Source organism: Providencia sp. PROV236, assembly GCF_033676985.1.
In the GTDB taxonomy this organism is placed as follows: Bacteria; Pseudomonadota; Gammaproteobacteria; order Enterobacterales; family Enterobacteriaceae; genus Providencia; species Providencia manganoxydans.
In genome coordinates this window covers 1,738,768-1,758,623 of record NZ_CP096297.1, presented here as the reverse complement: position 1 = coordinate 1,758,623, position 19,856 = coordinate 1,738,768, and the positions used below count along the sequence as shown (strand labels likewise).

The 19,856-nt window shown below is 43.6% G+C and carries 16 protein-coding genes; 2 read left to right on the top strand and 14 right to left on the bottom strand.

The window, feature by feature from the left end:
* A complete protein-coding gene (locus M1E96_RS07605; RefSeq protein WP_140178639.1) occupies positions 1–1,008 on the top strand; it encodes an alpha-xenorhabdolysin family binary toxin subunit B in 1,008 nt (335 codons plus the stop codon).
* Between the two features lie 56 nt (positions 1,009–1,064).
* Here M1E96_RS07605 and nuoN read toward each other — a convergent pair whose 3' ends face one another.
* The 14 genes from nuoN to M1E96_RS07535 all read right to left on the bottom strand — a co-directional run bounded on the left by nuoN (position 1,065) and on the right by M1E96_RS07535 (position 17,757).
* Entirely contained in the window at positions 1,065–2,528 is a 1,464-nt protein-coding gene (gene nuoN, locus M1E96_RS07600) for an NADH-quinone oxidoreductase subunit NuoN (protein ID WP_272579944.1), read from the bottom strand.
* Positions 2,529–2,534: 6 nt separating this feature from the next.
* A complete protein-coding gene (gene nuoM, locus M1E96_RS07595; RefSeq protein ID WP_070929239.1) occupies positions 2,535–4,055 on the bottom strand; it encodes an NADH-quinone oxidoreductase subunit M in 1,521 nt (506 codons plus the stop codon).
* Between the two features lie 19 nt (positions 4,056–4,074).
* The gene (gene nuoL / locus M1E96_RS07590) at positions 4,075–5,931 is read right to left on the bottom strand and encodes an NADH-quinone oxidoreductase subunit L (RefSeq protein WP_070929238.1); all 1,857 of its coding nucleotides are present in this window, start codon (positions 5,929–5,931) and stop codon (positions 4,075–4,077) included.
* Positions 5,928–6,230, bottom strand: coding sequence for an NADH-quinone oxidoreductase subunit NuoK (nuoK, locus tag M1E96_RS07585; protein ID WP_004921109.1), 303 nt, complete (start codon positions 6,228–6,230; stop codon positions 5,928–5,930). Before nuoK ends, nuoL begins: the two co-directional genes overlap by 4 nt.
* Complete coding sequence (gene nuoJ, locus M1E96_RS07580) at positions 6,230–6,775, bottom strand: NADH-quinone oxidoreductase subunit J (RefSeq protein ID WP_070929237.1); 546 nt, start codon at positions 6,773–6,775, stop codon at positions 6,230–6,232. Before nuoJ ends, nuoK begins: the two co-directional genes overlap by 1 nt.
* A gap of 12 nt (positions 6,776–6,787) precedes the next feature.
* Complete coding sequence (gene nuoI / locus M1E96_RS07575) at positions 6,788–7,330, bottom strand: NADH-quinone oxidoreductase subunit NuoI (protein WP_070929236.1); 543 nt, start codon at positions 7,328–7,330, stop codon at positions 6,788–6,790.
* 14 nt (positions 7,331–7,344) lie between these two features.
* Positions 7,345–8,322, bottom strand: coding sequence for an NADH-quinone oxidoreductase subunit NuoH (gene nuoH, locus M1E96_RS07570; protein WP_070929235.1), 978 nt, complete (start codon positions 8,320–8,322; stop codon positions 7,345–7,347).
* On the bottom strand, positions 8,322–11,045 hold the full coding sequence (nuoG, locus tag M1E96_RS07565; protein WP_272579942.1) for an NADH-quinone oxidoreductase subunit NuoG: 2,724 nt from the start codon (positions 11,043–11,045) through the stop codon (positions 8,322–8,324). Before nuoG ends, nuoH begins: the two co-directional genes overlap by 1 nt.
* A 98-nt stretch (positions 11,046–11,143) precedes the next feature.
* Positions 11,144–12,502, bottom strand: a complete 1,359-nt coding sequence (gene nuoF, locus M1E96_RS07560) for an NADH-quinone oxidoreductase subunit NuoF (protein ID WP_070929234.1) — start codon at positions 12,500–12,502, stop codon at positions 11,144–11,146.
* Positions 12,499–13,038 carry an NADH-quinone oxidoreductase subunit NuoE gene (gene nuoE / locus M1E96_RS07555; RefSeq protein WP_070929233.1) on the bottom strand — a complete coding sequence of 180 codons (540 nt, stop codon included), beginning with the start codon at positions 13,036–13,038 and terminating at the stop codon, positions 12,499–12,501. Before nuoE ends, nuoF begins: the two co-directional genes overlap by 4 nt.
* 2 nt (positions 13,039–13,040) lie before the next feature.
* Positions 13,041–14,840, bottom strand: coding sequence for an NADH-quinone oxidoreductase subunit C/D (nuoC, locus tag M1E96_RS07550; RefSeq protein WP_272579941.1), 1,800 nt, complete (start codon positions 14,838–14,840; stop codon positions 13,041–13,043).
* Positions 14,841–14,913: 73 nt separating this feature from the next.
* A complete protein-coding gene (locus M1E96_RS07545; RefSeq protein ID WP_004921127.1) occupies positions 14,914–15,588 on the bottom strand; it encodes an NADH-quinone oxidoreductase subunit B family protein in 675 nt (224 codons plus the stop codon).
* Between the two features lie 18 nt (positions 15,589–15,606).
* Complete coding sequence (locus M1E96_RS07540; protein ID WP_070929231.1) at positions 15,607–16,050, bottom strand: NADH-quinone oxidoreductase subunit A; 444 nt, start codon at positions 16,048–16,050, stop codon at positions 15,607–15,609.
* A 777-nt stretch (positions 16,051–16,827) separates the two neighbouring features.
* Positions 16,828–17,757 (bottom strand): LysR family transcriptional regulator, encoded by a 930-nt coding sequence (locus M1E96_RS07535; protein WP_140178741.1) that lies wholly within the window; start codon positions 17,755–17,757, stop codon positions 16,828–16,830.
* Between the two features lie 761 nt (positions 17,758–18,518).
* On the opposite strand from M1E96_RS07535, the gene M1E96_RS07530 reads away from it, so the two are divergent.
* A complete protein-coding gene (locus tag M1E96_RS07530; protein WP_070929229.1) occupies positions 18,519–19,733 on the top strand; it encodes a pyridoxal phosphate-dependent aminotransferase in 1,215 nt (404 codons plus the stop codon).
* Positions 19,734–19,856 lie beyond the last annotated feature (123 nt).

The following is a 19,856-nucleotide window of genomic DNA, read 5'->3' as shown; positions in this document are numbered from 1 at the left end:
ATGTATACTATTGCAACGACTCCTGTTTTACCTAAAATTGAAATTTATCAAGTAAGAATGCTAACTAATAAAATTAAAAATTATAATCAAAGCATTATTAATTATGACCCTATTATTTTCAATCAAATAAAAAGAATATCTAACCAAGCCAGTCATCTAAATGAGTTAGTTAGAAACTCACTCCCTATCATGAAATTAAAAACTCGCTACATCATAAACAGTACTATGTACAATAGTTTCGCATATCATGAAACCAATCAATATCAAAAAAGCCTCAATGAACTAGAAACCATCGAGTTTATTGATGACCTTGCTGATCTTAAAGATGAAATTATCAAATTAAAGACACCATTGCGTACAACTATCGATTTTCTATCAGTATTGGAACTTGATGAAATAAATCAACTAAAACACCATTATTATACTCAGAAAAAAGCAAATCTTTTAATATCCATTGAAAACAATAATAAAAAGATAGAAGAATTCACTCAAGATATGAATATTATTATTAAAGCTGAAGAAGTCATATTAAATTATCGACTTTCTGATATGTTTGATAAAATTTTTCCAGAGATTTCTGTCATTGAGTCAATGGATATCCCACCGTCCAAGAAAGATTTGATAAAATTAGCGATCGACTGTGCCAAACGTCTTTTAGTTATTATTGATAATGGCTTAGATTTCATGAAACTCGTTGATGCTCGATTATATTTAACCGACCAGTTATTTGTTTTAAGGGAACAAGCTAGAGAATATAGTGAACGTAGTAATAAACTGGATTATTTACTGACATTAGCCGGTGATGTCACGAAAATAGAAAAAAATAAAAACAGTATTATCGAAAACTTCCAACAGCTACAGAGTTATTTACAACAATGGATTGATTATATAAATCATTGTTTAAATGAAGAAATAATGGATATTCATAAAGCGATAAAATCTTGTAATACTTTTATGGATTTTATCCTTGAGACAGAATATCAATATCAGCGCCAATTAGCCGATTAAAAAAAAGCGGCTACTCAAAGGTAGCCGCTCTGTTTAGCAATAATCAACTGTATTAATTACAAACTAATTACTGCTAATGCACTTGAAGCGATATTGATCAGAGGTTGTGGCCATACACCCATTAGGATAACGATGATAGCGCAAATTACTGCTACAACAGTACCAAAAGTGGCTTTTGCAGGACCAGTATAACGATCTGCATGCTCTGCATCACGGCTATATAAGCTTGCCATAAAGCGTAGGTAATAGAACAAACCAATAGCGCTACCAACAACGACTGCACCAGTTAACCACCATAGTTCCGCATTCACCGCAGAGATAATCACATAGAATTTACCAATAAATCCTAATGTAATCGGCACCCCTGCTAAAGAAAGCATCATCACGGTTAGCACAGTGGCTAATACTGGCTTGTGCCAGAACAGACCACGGAAAGCACTTATATCGTCTTGGTCATCACCACGGTACGGGCTAGATACAATACTAATCACACCAAACGCACCTAAACTTGCAAATAAATAGCCTGCTAAATAAATAGCCACTGTCACTTGCGATGCAATTGGGTCAACGCGTAATGCAACTAACGCAACAAGCAGGTATCCCATATGCGAAATTGATGAGTAACCAAGCAGACGTTTTGCACTTTTCTGAGTGATAGCCAACAAGTTACCAAACAGAATAGATGCTATCGCTATCACACTTACCACAATCGCTAAGGTATTACTTTGCGCTGCTGGTGCTTCCATAAAGATACGCATCAATACGGCAAAGATCCCTATCTTACTGCCTGTTGCTAAGAATGCCGCTACAGGAGCTGGTGCGCCTTGATAAACATCAGGTGTCCATAATTGGAATGGGAACAGAGAGAGTTTGAAACCAAACCCAACGATCAGCATACCTAGACCGACTAATACAAGTGGGGCATGGATTTGGCTGTCAGTGAGGCTCTGGCCCACCGCAGAGAAGCTCAGGCTACCTGATTCTGCATACAGTAACGCGATACCAAACAACAAGAAAGAAGAAGCGGCAGCAGATAGCACCATATACTTGATACCTGCCTCCAGCGAACGTTTACGCTCAAATGTGTAAGCCACTAAGCCGAACAGAGGTAACGAAATCAGCTCGATACCAATGAACATTGATGCCATGTGGTTAGACATTGAAAGTAATACGCCACCTGCCACTGCAATTGTCAGCAGCAAATGAAATTCATCTCTGTTGTCGTTGAAACCTTCCAACCAATGGAAGGCGAAGATGCTTGTTGCCATACCCGCAATCAAGACTAGTGCAGTGTAGAACATTGCATAGCCATCAACACGAATAAGCTGAGTGACTTCCATTGGCAAACTATCAGCAATAAAGAACAGTGATAGCAGCGCAACTGCGAAGCCAAATACTGTCAATGTGGCACTTGTTAGATGATCGCGTCGCCACGCAATGGACAGCATCACAACCACCGCCGTCAATCCGACGATCAACAGCGGGAGTATTGCGATCAATTGTTGAGGTGTTATTGTCATGGCGAATTACGGCCTTAATGTTGTAAGTGAAGCAGTGTACAGGTTATGTAATGTTTCCATCGCACCCGCTGAAGTATCTAACAGCGGTTGAGGGAAGAAACCGATGATAACCAGTAATACAGCCAGAGCTAGCAGCACACCAAATTCACGTGCAGTTAACCCTTTCATTTCGCTTTCGGACTTTGGTGTACCATAGTAAGTTTGTTGCATCATCCACAATGAGTAAACAGACGCAAACACCACACCAAAGACCATAATGCAAGTCACTAAGGTGAACTGGCTGAATGTACCGAACAGGATCATAAATTCACCGATAAAGTTACCTGTTCCCGGCATACCTAATGTTGCAGCAGCAAAAAACAGTGACAAACCCGGTAACCATTTGATCCGTTTCCACAAGCCGCCCATCATGCGCATATCACGAGTCTGTGTGCGTTCATACAGCTGGCCACTGATAATAATCAATGCCGCACCTGACAGACCATTGGTGATCATTTGGATCACCGCACCTTGGTACGCAAGTACTGAACTTGCATAGATAGCAACAGTGACAAATCCCATGTGAGACAAGCTACTGTAGGCAGCTAATCGTTTGATATCCGTCTGTTTAAACGCTAACCAAGCACCATAGAAGATGCTGATCACACCGAGTGTCATCGCAATTGGTGTGAATTCAATAGACGCTTCAGGGAACAGAGGTAAAGTGAAGCGCAGCAAGCCATAAGCGGCTGTCTTCAACATGATACCTGAGATATCAACAGAACCCGCCGTTGGAGACTGTTCTTGCGTATCTGCCATCCACCCATGGAATGGAACTAACGGCATTTTCACTGCAAAGGCAATAAAGAAACCTAACATTAGCATAAAGCCAACAGTGCTAGACATCTGAGTGCCAAGCAACTCATTGTAGTTAAATGTCCACACGCTAGTATCACCGAAGTGGACTAATGCTAATCCAACAATCGACACTAACATAATCAAGCCGCTGGCTTGTGTGTAGATAAAGAACTTAGTTGCTGCATTAATATGTTGTCTGTTTTCTGCCCCTTTGTGCCCCCAGTTCGCAATCAGGAAGTACATTGGGATCAACATCATTTCCCAAAAGAAGAAGAATAAAAACAGGTCAACAGCCGTAAAGATCCCCATCACCCCTGCAATAATCCACAACAGGTTAAAGTGATAAGCACCTTGGTTAGCTTGGTTTTCGCTCCATGAACTGAGTACTGAGAAAGCACCCATAATCGCGGTCAATACCACCATCAGTAGCGATAAACCATCAATAGCAAGATGGAAATTAATCCCCAGCGATGGGATCCACGGCATAAAGAATACGGCTTGCCATTGTGGGATGCCTTGTGGGTTTGCCAGAGAATAATCTCCCTGCAACCACAGCTGGATTGATAATATTAATGTTATTCCCATTGAAGCCAGCGCAACCCAACGAGGTGCACGATGGCTGAATCGGTCAGCCTGCCAACTTAGCAGGCCTCCGATGAAGGGAATGAGTATTAGCCAAGGTAATAGCATGGCGCAATGTGTCCCTTAATTAAACCAAAAGCAGCAGAGCAAGAATCAGCACTGCACCCAGCCCCAATGAGGCAACATACCAACGGACTTGACCGTTTTCACTCACTGCTAACCCTTTATTTGCCCAACGAGACAAACAAGCAGGTAAATTCATCAATGAGTTAATTGGATCGCTTTCCAGCAACCATGCTACACCTTTGAAAGGTTTCACAAAGACAACATCGTACAGCCAATCAAAGCCCCACGCGTGATACCACCACGTAGAGAAGAAACGGCCCGGCGCGCTTTTAGCGATGCCTGTTGCGATAGAACGTCTGAACAGATAAATGAATGTCACAATCAACAGACCGATAACCGCGAGACTACCTGAAAGGATTTCCAACTGTAGTTTGCCAGCTTCATGCTCTAGCGGGTTAACAGGGAAAACACCTTCTAGCGGCTGGTGGATTTGTGCACCAATAAATGTTGCTAGAATAGCTAAAATGCCCAGTGGTACAGAGTGAGTAAAGCCTTTGACCTTGTGCGCTTTGATTTTCGCTTCGCCGTGGAAGGCGATGAAAATCATACGGAAGGTATACATTGCGGTTAGCAGTGCACCGATGAGGCCGGCCCATAACAGAACGGTTTGCCCATCAACTTCAGCACCCCATAAAATCGCATCTTTACTGTAGAAACCAGCGGTAAACAGAGGCAATGCCGCCAATGCACTTCCACCAATTAACATCACAGCGTAGACGTAAGGGATTTGCTTACGCAACCCACCCATTTTGAAAATATTTTGTTCGTGATGACATGCAATGATCACCGAACCCGCTGACAAGAACAGTAACGCTTTAAAGAAAGCGTGAGTCATCAGGTGGAAAATTGCCGCATCCCATGCTTGCACACCAAGCGCCAAGAACATATAACCGATTTGACTCATGGTTGAATAAGCAAGTACACGTTTGATATCGGTTTGTACCAATGCAGCACAGCCTGCAAATAGCAGCGTCACACCACCAACAATACCGACTAAATGTAGAATTTCAGGTGCCATCAAGAACAACGCGTGAGTACGCGCGACAAGATATACACCCGCAGTCACCATGGTTGCTGCGTGGATCAGTGCAGAAACTGGAGTTGGACCTGCCATCGCATCAGCTAACCATGTCTGTAGTGGTAACTGGGCAGATTTACCTACCGCACCACCTAAGATCATTAAGGTTGCCCATGTGATTGCTGTGCCGCCTTCCGCCATTTTTTGTGGTGCCAGAACAGCCATTTCGCTGAAATTCAAGGTACCCAGTTCATTCCACAGAATAAACATACCGATAGCTAAGAACACATCACCAACACGGGTTACAAAGAAAGCTTTCATCGCGGCTTTGCCGTTATCTGGATTGGTATAGTAGAAACCAATCAATAGGTAACTGCACAGCCCTACCCCTTCCCAACCTAGATACATCAGCATCATATTATCAGCGAGGACTAAAACCACCATACTCGCGATAAACAGGTTCGTGTAGGTAAAGAAACGTGAATAGCCTTCTTCGCCACGCATATACCAAGAAGCGTACACGTGGATCAAGAAGCCAACCCCTGTCACAACACCTAACATTGTCAGTGAGAGGCCATCAAGGCGAAGACTAAATGGGATATTAAAGTCACCCACTGACATCCAAGTCCAAAGCAGCTCGGTATACGGAGGATATGCGCCGTTTGCAAGTACAGGTTGTTCTAAAAACTCAATACCCACATACAGTGCAACAACTGCTGCAAGGCCGACTACCCCAGCACCAATAATAGCTGAAACATTTTCTGACCAACGACCGCGGGAAAATGCGAGTAGCACAGACCCCAGTAGTGGCAGCAAAATGGTTAAATAGAGTAAGTTCATCCGCGCATCTCACTGACTTTATCAATATTCAGGTTCTGACGATGACGATGGAGTTGCAGTAACAACGCCAATCCAATACTCGCCTCCGCAGCAGCCAGCGCAATGGCCAAAATGTACATAATTTGGCCGTCTGGTTGCCCCCAGAAACTCCCTGCGACAACGAAAGCTAACGCAGTTGAGTTAATCATGATTTCCAGTCCGATCAGCATGAACAGCAAATTACGGCGGATAACAAGACAGCTTAGTCCCATTACAAATAAAATCGCCGCTAAAATCAGACCATGTTGAAGAGGTATCATTATTGTTCCTCCGCATTTGCATTGGCATTGCTAACAATGTCAGCGCCGTTTTCGTAGCGGTCACGACCGACGTGGAACGCAACCACGAGACCAGCAAGCAACAGCAGTGACGCTAATTCAACCGCGAGGACATAAGGTCCAAACAGGCTGATAGCCACTTCTTTTGCACTGATCACCGTACCTGCAATACCTTCTTGGTATGACAAGCTAGTGATGCCATAAATCAGTAGCGCTAATAGAACCAGAGACAAAATTGCCGGCCCGATCCAATTTTTTGGCGCTAACCACTCACGCTCTTGCTCTTGTACAGAGCGTCCGAGGTTGAGCATCATCACGACGAACACAAACAACACCATAATGGCACCTGCATACACGATGATTTCTAATGCACCCGCGAAGTACGCGCCGAGTGAAAAGAACACCATGGACAGTGCCAGCAAAGAAACAACCAGATACAACAACGCATGTACCGGGTTAGTATTGGTTATCACCCTCAAAGTTGCTAATACAGCAACCAGACCGGCGATATAAAATGTAAATTCCATGAATATCGCTCCTTATGGCAACAGGTCTTTGACGTTAATCGGTTTGGCTTCGTTATCCGCTTCACCTTTGTCTTTACCTGCAATCGCCATACCCGATTTACGGTAAAAGTTATAATCAGGATATTTACCCGGACCTGAAATTAATAAGTCATCTTTCTCGTAAACAAGATCCTGACGACGCCATTCACCCATTTCAAAGTCAGGCGTTAATTGGATAGCCGTTGTCGGGCAAGCCTCTTCACACAAACCACAGAAAATGCAGCGTGAGAAGTTAACGCGGAAAAATTCAGGATACCAGCGTCCATCTTCATGTTCTGCTTTTTGCAATGAGATGCAGCCTACAGGGCAAGCAACCGCACACAAGTTACAAGCAACACAACGCTCTTCGCCATCTGGATCACGAGTTAGTACAATCCGACCACGGTAACGGGGTGGCAGGTACACAGGCTCTTCAGGATACATTTGTGTTTCACGTTTTTGGAACGCATGTAATCCAACTAACCAAATACTGCGTACTTGAGTGCCGAAACCGACCAATAAATCTTTCAATGTCATGGTTCAATCACCCCTTACTGAGCATTATATAAAATGACTGCTGCGGTACCCAGCAGGTTAAGCAGCGTCAGTGGCAGACAAATTTTCCAGCCAAAGGACATCACTTGGTCATAACGCGGACGCGGTAAAGATGCACGGATCAAGATAAACATCATCATGAAGAAGGCAGTCTTAATCGCAAACCACAGGAACGACGGCAAGAATGGACCATGCCAGCCACCAAAGAACAGTGTCACGATCAGCGCAGAAACGGTCACAATACCGATATACTCACCCACGAAGAACAGGCCGAATTTCATACCTGAATATTCTACGTGGTAACCATCGGCGATTTCTTGCTCTGCTTCTGGTTGGTCAAATGGATGACGGTGACATACCGCAACACCGGCTATCGCAAAGGTCACAAAACCGAAGAATTGTGGAATAACGTTCCACATGCCTTCTTGTGAATTGACGATATCAATCAGGTTAAATGAGCCTGCTTGAGCAACCACACCCATCAGTGATAGACCTAAGAACACTTCATAACTCACCGTTTGTGCAGATGCACGCATTGCACCGAGCAGTGAGTATTTGTTGTTACTTGACCAACCCGCGAATAGCACCGCATAAACAGCCAGACCTGCCATCATCAGGAAGAATAAGATCCCGATATTCAAGTCTGCAACGTGCCATGTTGGGCTAACCGGAACGATAGCAAACGCAAGGAACAGTGAGCAGAATGCAATCACTGGCGCTAGCGTAAAGATTTTTTTGTCCGCAAACTGTGGGATCCAGTCTTCTTTGAACAACATTTTGAACATGTCGGCAATTAATTGCCCCATGCCAAAAGGTCCAACACGGTTAGGACCGTAACGGTTTTGGAATAAGCCGAGAATACGACGTTCACCCAAACTCATGTACGCACCACAGGTAACGACAACCAATAGGATGACAATCGACTTAAGAATGGAAATTAACACTTCCATCACTTCTGGGGATATCCAATCCATCATGCACCCCTCCGTAGATTATTGACTGACACACCCGCCATTGCTGGTGCAATACCTGGCATCCCCAAAGGCAGACCGATTTGACCACTCGACAGATTTTGGCTTAAACGTACAGTCAAATTGAAAGCTTGACCTTGATGACTGAATTCCGCTTTAGCGCCAGCACCCAAACCGAGAGCTGCTGCATCTTGTGCATTCAACATCACATAAGGCTCAGGCATACGCTCTTGGATCACCTCTGAACGTTGTGACATTTCATCACTGCCGAACAGATGATAATAAGGCGCAACCACCCACTGTGCTTCAGTTGCATGATAAGCCGCTGGAATATCAGTGAAATAAGCCAATTTAGCTTCAGTTGAATTAAACAGACGCACACCCGGATCACCGAAACGTAGATGCCCACCGACTTCGCTTTGGAATTTGTTCCAAGCTTGTGGTGAGTTCCAACCAGGTGCCCATGCAAATGGAATTTGCTGACGTGGTGCCGTTGGGCTGTTGTTACCTTCCATTGAGAAGGCAAACGCAGTGTCTTTATCTTGCGGTTGACGTTGCTCATGGACTGATTGATTTGCCAACATTGCAGTACGACCACTGTAACGATGTGGTTCACGTGCTAACTTCTGGCCACGAATGCGGAAAGACGCTTTCGGTGCTGCATCAACAATACCGGCGAACTGTGGCAGTGCCGCAACACAATCCGCAATCACATGATCAAGTTGAGACCAGTCAGCGTCACGTTCTTGTGCTTCCGTTTGCAGAGAATGCAACCAACGCCAGCTTTCGTTCATCACGATAGATTTGTCGTAGAAAGATGGATCAAACACTTGGAAGAAACGTTGTGCACGGCCTTCTTGGTTGATTAAAGTCCCATCGGCTTCTGCGAAGCTTGCAGCTGGCAAAATCAATGACGCTTTATCCATGATGTCAGTGTGTTGATGATCAGCAACAATCAAGTGTTTCAATTTAGCCAGTGCACTATCAACGACATTGACACTGCTATGACGATAAAGGTCATTTTCCATTACGATAGCAACGTCAGCTTCGTTCGCGTTAATACGCGCAAATGCGCTATCTAATGATTGCGCTTTCATCATGGCTAAACCGAAGCTATTTGCATGCGATGCAAGGTAAGATAAACCAACTTGTGCACCTTTCGCTTTCAGTGCAAAGGCAACGTTTGCAGCGGCTTGGATCATGGCATCACTTGCCGAGTGGCTACCACTGATAATCAATGGTTTTTTAGCCCCTGCCAGCGCTTGTGCGATGGTTTCTACTTTGGCTTTTAAATCAGCTGGTAAATCAGCAACTGCGGGTGCATCACCATTGATCATATTCGCAATGGCGAAACCAAAGCGCGCTTGATCAGCGACTGGCGCACGATAGTTAAATGCCGCAATATCATCTAAGCGAGTATCATCAACGTTAGTGATAAACAGTGGATATTTAGCATGTTGACCGATATTCATGATCGCGGCGATTTGCCAATCAGCGACTTTCTGTGCTGCTGCCATTTCGCGTGCTTTGCCTTTTACAGCTTGGCGAACGGAAAGTGCCATGCGCGCACCAGTTTGAGTTAAGTCTTCACCCAATACCAGCACCGCATCATAGCCTTCAACTTCACGTAGGCTAGGCGTATAAACACCACCGTTTTGTAAGATATTTTGCATCAACTCAAGGCGACGTTGTTCATCAGCCGAAACACCTGAGTAGAAGTTTTCTGCACCCACTAATGCACGTAAAGCATAGTTGCTTTCGATGCTCGCGCGCGGCGAACCAATACCAATCACTTTTTTCGCTTGATTGATTATTTGTGCACCACTTTGCATTGCTTCGATTGCAGAAACAACTTGCTTAACACCTTCTTTATTTAAGAGTGGCTGACGTGGTCTGTCTTTGCGGTTAACGTAGCCGTAACCAAAACGACCGCGGTCACATAAGAAATAGTGGTTTACTGAACCGTTATAACGGTTTTCGATACGGCGAAGTTCACCATAGCGCTCACCTGGGCTGGTATTACAGCCGATACTGCACTGTTGGCAAATACCCGGTGCGAACTGCATATCCCATTTACGGTTATAGCGTTCTGAGTGAGTTTTATCGGTAAAGACACCTGTAGGACAAACTTCAACGAGGTTACCGGAGAATTCGCTCTCTAACGTACCATCTTCCGTACGTCCGAAGTAAACATAGTTATGTGCACCATATACGCCTAAGTCAGTGCCATCAGCGTAGTCTTTATAATAACGCACACAACGATAACAGGCGATACAGCGGTTCATCTCATGACTGATGAAAGGCCCTAGATCCTGATTAATGTGAGTACGTTTCGTGAAACGATATTTACGCATATTATGACCGGTCATCACCGTCATATCTTGCAGATGGCAGTTACCACCTTCCTCACAGACTGGACAGTCATGTGGGTGGTTGGTCATTAACCATTCAACGACACTTTCACGGAATTGTTTGGCTTCTTCATCGTCAATAGAGATGTAAGTACCTTCCGTTGCGGGTGTCATACAGGACATAACGAGACGACCGCGGGTGTCATCCGCGTTTTGATATTGCTTAACCGCACACTGGCGGCAAGCGCCAACGCTTCCCAGCGCCGGATGCCAGCAAAAATAAGGAATATCTAGCCCCAGAGAAAGGCAGGCTTGTAACAGGTTTTCAGACCCGTTTACGTCATATTCTTTGCCGTCTACATATATTGTAGCCATAGTCAGCATGCTTCCCAAAGGCCCGCTCAAAGCAGGCGTTAATCAAAAATACGTTCTTCGTGAAAAATAACTTTTGCGGTTGCTCATTCGCAAAAGCGTTACCAACGCTGTTTCAGCAAGTTGGGTTGGATACCGGCTATCTGGGCAATATTGCGCAGATCTTTTTGCGAGATACCCGCTTCAAATTCTTCACGGAAATATTTGATGGCGCTCTGTAAAGGCTCAACCGCACCCGGTGCGTGAGCACAGAAGGTTTTACCCGGACCTAAGAAACGACACAACTGCTCTAACGTTTCAATATCCCCCGGTTGCCCTTCTCCTTTTTCCAACGCTTGTAAAATTTTCACGCTCCATGGCAAGCCATCGCGGCAAGGTGTACACCAACCACATGACTCACGAGCAAAGAAAGTTTCAAGGTTGCGAACTAAAGAGACCATGTTGATTTCGTTATCAACAGCCATAGCTAATGCAGTACCTAAACGGCTCCCTGCTTTACCGATAGATTCAAAATCCATTGGTAGATCAAGGTGATCACCTGTCAGGAAGTCCGTACCTGCACCACCCGGTTGCCATGCTTTTAGGGTCAAACCATCGCGCATGCCACCCGCGTAGTCCTCTAGCACTTCACGTGCTGTGGTGCCAAATGGCAGCTCCCACAACCCCGGATTTTTAACGCGACCAGAGAAGCCCATCAATTTGGTGCCGGCATCTTTGCTCTTACCTGCGCTTAAGTTGATATACCACTGGTCACCATGCTCTAAAATCGCAGGTACGTTACAGATAGTTTCAACGTTATTTACACAGGTTGGCTTGCCCCATGCACCGGATGTCGCAGGGAATGGTGGTTTTGAGCGAGGGTTAGCACGACGACCTTCAAGGGAGTTAATCAGTGCGGTTTCTTCACCACAAATATAACGACCGGCGCCTGTATGCACAAACAGTTCGAAATCAAAGCCAGAACCCAAAATGTTTTTGCCAAGCAGCCCCGCAGCTTTTGCTTCTTCGATGGCATGACGCAGATGTTTTGCTGCCTCAACATATTCGCCACGCAAGAAGATATAACCACGGTAAGCTTTGAGTGCAAATGCCCCGATGATCATGCCTTCAACTAATAAATGTGGCAGTTGTTCCATCAAAAGGCGGTCTTTATATGTGCCCGGTTCCATTTCATCTGCATTACATAAAAAGTAACGTAGTTTCATGTTTTCGTCTTTTGGCATCAGGCTCCATTTCAGACCAGTGGAGAAACCTGCACCACCGCGACCTTTTAAGCCAGCGTCTTTGACTAAGTTAACCACTTCATCAGGAGCCATGCCTTTAAGTGCACGCTCTACACCTTTATATCCGTTTTTACTGCGGTACTCATCCAACCAAACAGGTTGATTGTCATCGCGCAAGCGCCATGTCAACGGATGTGTCTCGGCAGTACGGATCACGGGTTGAAAGGAGTTTGTCATGGATACTGCTCCAGTAACTTTTTAATATCTTCAGGCTGTACGTAACTGTGGGTATCCTCATCAATCATCATGGTAGGACCTTTATCACAGTTACCCAAACAACAGGTTGGTAGTAATGTAAAACGACCATCTTGTGTTGTTTGACCTGGGCGAATATTGAGCTGGTTAATAATTTCAGCTTCTAATCCCTGATAACCCGTGATGTGACAGACCACACTGTCGCAATAGCGAATAATGTGGCGACCAACAGGTTGACGGAAAATTTGGCTATAGAATGTCGCTACGCCTTCGACGTCACTTGCAGGGATGCCCAGTACTTCAGCAATCGCGTGGATAGCGCCATCTTCAACCCATCCACGATTTTTTTGCACAATTTTCAGTGCTTCAATTGAGGCAGCACGTGCATCTTCATAGTGATGTTTTTCACCTTCAATTTCAGCACGCTCAGCCTCTGTTAATACGAAGCCGTGCTGAGGTGTTGGTTCAAAAACATTAACACCATCAAGACTGGTCTGCTTATTATGTTCATTATGCATGGTTAGCGATCCACATCCGACATTACAAAATCGATACTACCCAGATAGACAATCAAGTCAGAAACCAGACTTCCGCTGATCACCGCTGGAATTTGCTGCAAATGCGCATAACTCGGTGTACGGATACGGGTACGATAGCTCATGGTGCTACCATCACTCGTCAGGTAATAACTGTTGATCCCTTTGGTTGCTTCAATCATCTGGAATGATTCATTGGCAGGCATCACTGGGCCCCAAGACACTTGCAAGAAGTGATTAATCAAGGTTTCAATGTGCTGCAACGTCCGCTCTTTTGGTGGCGGAGTTGTCAATGGGTGGTCAGCTTTGAAAGGTCCTTCAGGCATATGCTTCAAGCATTGTTCAAGAATGCGAATACTTTGACGCATCTCTTCCACTTTAATCATCACACGATCATAACAGTCACCGTTGTGAGCAATTGGAATATCGAACTCAAAGTTTTCGTAGCCTGAATATGGACGCCATTTACGCACGTCGAAATCAACGCCTGTCGCACGCAAGCCAGCACCTGTTACACCCCACGCCAATGCTTCTTCTTTAGTGTAAGAAGCAACGCCGATAGAACGGCCTTTCAAAATGGAGTTTTTCAGTGCGGTCGTCACATAAGATTCAAGACGTTTTGGTAGCCAATCTAATAGCTCGCGTAGCAACTTATCCCAACCACGCGGCAGATCATGAGCTACACCACCGATACGGAACCATGCAGGGTGCATGCGGAAACCCGTAATGGCTTCAACGACGTTATAAACTTTCTGACGATCAGTAAATGCAAAGAATACAGGTGTCATCGCACCAGTATCTTGAATATAAGTACTGATATACAGCAGGTGACTGTTGATACGGAACAGTTCCGATAACATAACACGGATCGTTTTCACGCGATCAGGTACTTCAATACCTGCTAGTTTTTCAACGGCCAATACGTATGGCATTTCATTGACACAGCCACCGAGGTACTCGATACGGTCAGTGTAAGGAATATAGCTATGCCATGATTGACGCTCACCCATCTTCTCAGCACCACGATGGTGGTAACCAATATCAGGTACGCAGTTAACGATTTCTTCACCATCAAGTTGTAACACAATGCGGAAAGCACCGTGTGATGATGGGTGGTTAGGTCCTAAGTTTAGGAACATGAAGTCTTCGTTTTCGTTGCCGCGAGACATGCCCCACTCTTCTGGTTTGAAAGTCAATGCTTCCATTTCCAGATCTTGTTTTTGCTTAGTTAACTCAAACGGGTCAAACTCGGTCGCACGTGCGGGATAATCTTTACGGAGTGGATGACCTTCCCAGCTTGGTGACATCAGTAAGCGACGTAAGTTCGGATGACCTTGGAAGGTGATACCGAACATATCCCATACTTCACGCTCATACCAGTTAGCATTTGGGAACAGTGAAACAAGAGAAGGCACATTGAGATCTTTTTCACTCAATGCCACCTTCAACATAATATCACGATTGCGGTCTATCGAGATTAGGTGATAGAAAACACTAAAGTCCGCCTCTGGCAAACCTTGTCTGTGTATTCTTTGACGCTCATCAACCCCATGTAAGTCAAATAACATGACATACGGTTTTGGCAATTTTTTCAAAAAATCTACAACTTCAAGTAACTGTTCGCGTCTTACCCAGATAACTGGCATGCCAGTACGGGTTGCTTGAACAGAAAAGGCATCCGGCCCAAATTGGTTGCGCAACTCCAGAAGCACAGGATCACTTAAGTGATCTTGTGTCTGCCATCCTGGCTGGGTACTCTCTTGCGCTATCTGATCTGTCATCATTCTTCACCATAACGCTTGATCAGGTTTATTATTTCGCAACACATTGCTCTGTTACGCTGTATGGCTTTAAGCCTTAAATTTCGTCTGGGGTACGCAGGTTAGTCACTGCGATACGTTCACCGTGTTTTCTTTCTCTTTCTGACTGCATATTGGCACGGTAAACGCCCTGATCACCAACAACCCACGAAAGAGGACGACGCTCTTTACCGATAGATTCTTGTAACAGAAGCAGTGCTTGCATATAAGCTTCAGGGCGCGGCGGACAACCTGGGATATATACATCCACAGGAATAAATTTATCAACGCCTTGAACGACAGAGTAAATATCGTACATACCACCAGAGTTGGCACATGAGCCCATTGAGATGACCCATTTTGGTTCTAGCATCTGATCATAAAGACGCTGAATAACAGGTGCCATTTTTGTAAAGCAGGTTCCTGCTACGACCATAAAGTCGGCTTGACGAGGTGAAGCACGAAGTACTTCTGCCCCAAAGCGGGCTACGTCATGAACTGCTGTGAACGACGTTACCATTTCGACATAGCAACATGAGAGACCAAAGTTATATGGCCAAAGAGAATTTTTGCGGCCCCAGTTAACCACATCATGTAATGCATGAGAAAGTTTTCCCATATACACGCTGTTTTTGACTTGCTGCTCAAGTGGATCTGTAACGATTTCTTGAGTTTGCAGGGGGTAACGGTCGTTCTCACCGTTCGGATCTATGCGGGTGAGCGTATAATCCATTGTATAATGCCTCGCTTTTTACTGCGGATGACGATTGCTGATTTTAATAACTTCACTAGGACCTTTAACTGCGCGACGTGAACGGACAGGAGTCCAATCCAATGCACCGACGCGGATCAGGTAAAATAGTCCCGCCAACAATACCAAAATAAAGATTGCTGCTTCGATAAAGCCTAACCAGCCAACTTCACGGACGGCAACGGCCCATGCAAACAGGAACATAGCTTCAACATCGAAAACAACGAAGAACATGGCAACCAGATAAAATTTGGCTGACATACGAAGACGGGCACTCCCTACCGAATCGATACCGGACTCATAAGGTACGTGTTTTGTTCTGGCTTTGGCGCGACTGCCGAGGAAATGACCAGCGACCAACATAAACGAACAAAGGGCGATGGCGCCGACAAAGAATATCGCAAACGCCCAGTTATGGGCTAACGCTAGGATAGATTCAGACATACTCGTTGCTTACTCATTACATATGGTGCGTAAATCTGCTCTTTTTAACATCACGGCAGTATTGCACCATAATTGCCCAGTTAATTGAGAAGAAAGACCAAAAATCATCACCAAACATAAAAATCAGCCTGAAGACTGCGTTTGGTTTGTCCTCTCTCTGACTATTTATTTTGCTTAACTTAAGCAAAATAACCCGTATTTGTTACAAATCCTTGACATTTTAAAAACAAGGTTGAAACAAAAAACACTCAAAAGCAGCTAAAACGTGTCAGTGTGATAATACACCTAGTAAACACAATGACTAGTTTAACTGATTATTCGCTTTTACTACACTATTATCTCAGGAAAAACCTGTCTTACTAGATGAAAACTTGCTCTTTTTATTTGATCTAACGCACAGTTTTATTGAAAATATACTTAGATTGTTTACAGAACATTCAAATTTAGTCTAAGTCGTATTAACTATTTTTTACTCACTAAATCAAGTAACTGTCTGACTAAGCAGCCCAATTTTAGCAATTATTCAAAATATGATTGTTAACAACATAACAACTTCTTAACGAAAAAATGAAATTTCTGTTCTGCCATCCACATCACAATTATTTCACGTTATAATTATTTTAACCATACTTATTAAGTGGTTAATTCGCTTTTTTTACCTACAAACTGCTCAAAAAAAAAGCCGCGACATCATCGCGGCATTCTTATTAGATATATTCTAAATAATTCGAGATACAGGTAGGTGACCCGTGAAGATAGATATTGAACAATTTATAATTAATATAAACCTTCACTTTCACTGACAACTGTATCATCGGCTGTAGGTGCAACTGCGTAAGGAATTTTTTTATTCTCTATGGCACTAAACACCGTCAGCACAAAATCCTTTTGCTCATCCGCATTTTTATATAGCCAATACTGAATATCAGGTAAACGTGGTAAGCCATCTGCTTCATTTAAAATACGTAAATCCGCATTTTGCATTTCCATCGGTCGTGCCGTGACGCCAACTTCTGCATTCACAGCAGCTCTGACAGCTGGCAATGATGCAGCTTCATAGGCAACATGCCAAGACAATCCAGCATCATCTAATGCATCTGTACTCATTTTACGGAATGGGTTTGATTCATCCATTACCACTAATGGGATAGGTTCATTAGCACGCAATTGGAAATCAGGTGCGCTGTGCCATAATACAGGCACTGTTCTCAATGCTGTTTTAGGGTGATGACTAATACGTGCAGTTGTCAATGCTAAATCGATTTCATGATTATCTAACATCGATTCAATAAAATGCGCACGTTTAATTCTTACCTCAACAGCAAGGCGAGGGAAAACAGACGCAATACGATTTAATAAGAATGGCAATAAAATATCGACAGTATCATCCGATGCACCAATGCGCAGCTCACCTTCAGCGTCATTGTAGGTCAATGATGCTGTCGCATCATCGTTAGCACGTAAGATTTGTCTCGCATAGCCAAGAAGCTGTAAACCATGAGCGGTAAGTAATTTATTTCGCCCATGGCGAGCGAATAATTCACGACCTACCAGCTGTTCTAGACGTTGCATTTGCTGGCTCACAGCAGACTGTGTGCGACATACAGCGGCAGCAGCAGCAGCAAATGTATTGAGATCGGCTACCGCAACGAATGTGCGCAGTAAGTCCAGATCGAGATTCATTATTGGACGATTGGAATTTATCATCATTATTCTCTTATATAATTTTATGGTACCTGGTGTTCCTGCTCTCCTCCTTGAGATCAGCTTGTTTAATAACTTAAAATAACTTGCTTAGTGCTTTCCAATCCCTAGGATCGCATTGACTACTCTTTAAATGTGTTGATAGCTCGTAAAACGACAATACCAACCTACGACAAAAAAAGTTTACTAAGTGAGCGATTTAATTTAAATCCCAAATACAACCTTCTTATTTTGTCGCTCCGCAAATAGTAACATATTTAATGTAATTGCAATTATTTTAATGTAAATGCCTATAGGTACATACTCAAAAAGACAATTTTATCATTTAAAATCAATGAATTGAAATCATTTGATTTAATATTTGTGGCTGCTTTTTTACTAGAACAATCAATATTACTAACAAAAAGAGCTCGTTTTTGCTGAAATTTCGTGGAAATTTATTTCTAAACATCTAATTTCGTCATCAATCTTACAATTTGATACAAATTTTTTATTTCTTACTTAACTACATGAAGATTTTTTGTTTTTTCCTCCAAAACTGCGATATTTGACGATATATAAACCCAACTTAACAAATACAAACAGATAACTAGTTTGATATAATAAAAATATTTAGTATTCATCTATCGCATTACGGTATTAGCCAACCTTTTACACCAAAAATTATCTACTATCTTCAAAAGCTTCCGAGGTAGGAGTAGAGTAGAACTGTTCGCCGGAATCCCCCTACTTAAAGCATCCCAAATAGGGTAATGAGAGAAACAATGAATACGATAAAGAAATCTAACAAGCTTGATAATGTCTGCTATGACATTCGCGGGCCTGTCTTAAAAGAAGCAAAACGCTTAGAAGAAGAAGGTAACAAAGTCCTCAAGCTCAATATCGGTAATCCGGCACCGTTTGGCTTCGAAGCCCCAGACGAAATATTGGTTGATGTTCTACGCAATTTACCAAGCTCACAAGGTTATTGTGATTCAAAAGGCTTATATTCAGCCCGTAAAGCCATCGTTCAACACTATCAAGCACGTAATATCCGTGAAATGACGGTTGAAGACGTCTATATTGGCAATGGTGTTTCTGAATTAATTGTGCAGGCGATGCAAGCCCTGTTAAATAATGGCGATGAAATGTTAGTGCCTGCCCCTGATTACCCGCTGTGGACTGCGGCAGTTTCTTTATCAGGTGGTAATGCAGTGCATTACATGTGTGATGAGCAACAAGGTTGGATGCCAGATATTGAAGATATTCGTAAAAAAATTAGTCCTCGTACCCGCGGGATTGTTATCATCAATCCAAATAACCCAACAGGTGCGGTATACAGCAAAGAGCTATTATTAGAAATTGTTGAGATTGCTCGTCAACATAATCTGATTATTTTTGCTGATGAGATTTACGATAAGATCCTTTATGACGATGCTGTCCACCATTCCATTGCTGCTCTTGCCCCTGATTTGTTAACAGTGACCTTTAACGGGTTATCTAAAACATACCGCGTAGCCGGTTTCCGTCAAGGTTGGATGGTTTTGAATGGTCCAAAACAGCAAGCTAAAGGCTATATTGAAGGTTTGGAGATGCTGGCATCTATGCGCCTTTGCGCAAACGTCCCAATGCAACATGCTATCCAAACCGCTTTAGGGGGTTATCAAAGTATAAGTGAGTTTATTCAGCCGGGTGGCCGATTGTATGAACAACGTGAGCGTGCATGGGAACTTATCAACCAAATTCCTGGCGTCTCTTGTGTGAAACCACAAGGTGCTCTATATATGTTCCCTAAAATTGATATTAAGCGCTTTAATATTCATGACGACCAAAAAATGATCCTAGACCTACTACTACAAGAAAAAGTGCTTTTAGTGCAAGGAACCGCATTTAATTGGCCGGAACCTGACCATTTCCGCATCGTTACGCTACCTTATGCAGATGATCTTGAAATGGCAATTAATAAATTTGGCCGTTTTATTGAAAACTACCGTCAATAATCCCCTATATACTCTAAATAATTCGAGATGCAGGTAAGCGACAAGTGAAGATAGGCGGGGAGCATAGATAAACTCTATGACTCGACTAGCTGAATGTAGTCAACAACCCTGCAACTTGAAGTA